The sequence below is a fragment of the Bacillus sp. S4 genome (assembly GCF_040838205.1).
GTDB classification, from domain to species: domain Bacteria; phylum Bacillota; class Bacilli; order Bacillales; family Bacillaceae_G; genus Bacillus_A; species Bacillus_A cereus_U.
In genome coordinates this window covers 1-1,887 of sequence record NZ_JBFPJI010000468.1, presented here as the reverse complement: position 1 = coordinate 1,887, position 1,887 = coordinate 1, and the positions used below count along the sequence as shown (strand labels likewise).

The window sequence follows — 1,887 nt, the reverse complement described above, 5'->3', positions numbered from 1 at the left end:
AGACTGTAGATTGTCGTTAATAAATAATGTATATTTTAGAAATCTCTTTCCTACAAAAACGAAAAAAGCCCACTTTCTCAGTGGACTTTCTAATTTACAACGGTAAATCCCTCTTCCTAAACACTACAATTGCTACTATGAAGATACAAAGCGCTCCAGCAGTTAAGCCTATACTTAGCGGCCATATATTATATGTTCCTTCAGCAATTTCTTTCGGACGAAACAATGTAAACAAGGATATATTTCTCATCCACTCTAACTTATCACTTAATTTCCCTACCATATCTAATACGAAAAATAAGATTGTTAAACTTGCTGAGTAGCTAAGTGCCTTCCTTTCATCATTACATATACAGGAAAAGAAAAATGAATAGGCACTAACTACTAAAAATATAAGCCCTCCGACTACGTTTATTTTCAAAAATAATTCTTTATTTAAATTATTATCTTTTAAAAACCATTCTGCGCCTAATAAGCCCGCTACGTAAGTAACAATTACAATAATTAGTAATCCCAATATGAGAACGGTAGCTTGTGTAATTGCAATTTTCACCCTTGATACAGGTGTTGCTAATAAATATGCCATCGCCCCTTTATCTACATGACGAGCAATTAAATGTGTTGCAACCGTGACGCAAAAAATTGTTAAAATGATAATAAACAATAGGCTATAATATTCACCAGCTAAAAAATCCATTACATTTTGAATTGGGCTTTCCATTCCAACGATTTTTTTTACACTATCAGGCATGGCACTTATTAATTCATTTAAACCTTTCGCTGAAACCATCGATGGGAATATCCAAATTAATAACCATAAATAAAGAGCTGCACCAGTAGCATAGCTCAATATACTTTTTTGAGTTTCTTTCAAACTAGCTAAAAATAGTTGTTTATTCATGCTTTATCCCTTCTTTCTTCTCGTAATAATGCATAAATAAATGTTCTAAATCCGTCGCTCTCGTTTGAAGTGCCGTTACATTATAGTTTGAAAGTATTTGTAAAACTGTTTGGTAGTTTCCTTGCACAATAATTGACGCCTCTCTACCTTTCACCCCTTCAAATTGCAAATCACATTGTTTAAGAGACTCGATTTCTTCTTGAGATGATACTGTTACATCTATTACTTGTCTTCGCATTCCTTGTAAATCATGAATATCTTCTACGGTTACAAGATGTCCATCTTTAATAATAGCTACTCTGTCACAAGTTCTCTCAATTTCAGTGAAAATATGTGATGACATAAGGATTGTTTTCCCTCTTTGCTTTTCCTCTAATATTAAATCTATAAATACTTGTTGCATAAGTGGATCGAGTCCTGATGTTGGTTCATCTAAAATTAATACTTCTGGATCATGCATAAATGCCGCAACTATCCCTACTTTTTGTTTCATTCCTTTAGACATTTTTCGAATTGGTATTTTCACATCGAATTGCAAACGTTCTATCAATTCATCTCGTCTTTTTATATCTTTTAACCCACGCATTCCTTGCATTAAATTTAAAAACTCTAATCCATTCATTCCTTCAATAAAAGAAATTTCTCCTGGTAAATAGCCAACTTCTCTTTGAATTTTCGCAGCATCTTCCCAACAATCTAATCCAAAAATCGTTGCTTTACCAGCTGCTGGTTTTATAAATCCCATTAAGTTACGAATCGTTGTTGATTTTCCAGCTCCATTTGGTCCTAAGTAGCCAAAAACTTCCCCTTCTTTCACTTCAAATGTAATATTAAACAAGCCTTTCCCATTTGAAAACTGTTTTGTGACATTTTGAACTGAAATCATAAGCCCACCTCATTTTTTGAAATATTTAATGTGTGATATTTCAAAATTATTGTACTCCTCATCTTTCATATTCGCAACAACTTTTTGAAATATTTATATG

2 protein-coding genes are annotated in these 1,887 nt (G+C 32.6%); both read right to left on the bottom strand.

Going from position 1 to position 1,887, the window contains the following annotated elements:
• Positions 1 to 94: 94 nt before the first annotated feature.
• The gene (locus tag AB3X48_RS21700) at positions 95 to 901 is read right to left on the bottom strand and encodes an ABC transporter permease subunit (protein WP_016105818.1); all 807 of its coding nucleotides are present in this window, start codon (positions 899 to 901) and stop codon (positions 95 to 97) included.
• Positions 894 to 1,787 (bottom strand): ABC transporter ATP-binding protein, encoded by an 894-nt coding sequence (locus tag AB3X48_RS21695; RefSeq protein WP_016105819.1) that lies wholly within the window; start codon positions 1,785 to 1,787, stop codon positions 894 to 896. The genes AB3X48_RS21700 and AB3X48_RS21695 overlap by 8 nt, the downstream gene beginning before the upstream one ends.
• Between the last annotated feature and the right edge of the window lie 100 nt (positions 1,788 to 1,887).

Bases quoted from the DNA above. Each gene is read 5' to 3' on its own strand.
- AB3X48_RS21695 (WP_016105819.1), bottom strand. From the start codon at position 1,787: ATGATTTCAGTTCAAAATGTCACAAAACAGTTTTCAAATGGGAAAGGC.
- AB3X48_RS21700 (WP_016105818.1), bottom strand. From the start codon at position 901: ATGAATAAACAACTATTTTTAGCTAGTTTGAAAGAAACTCAAAAAAGT.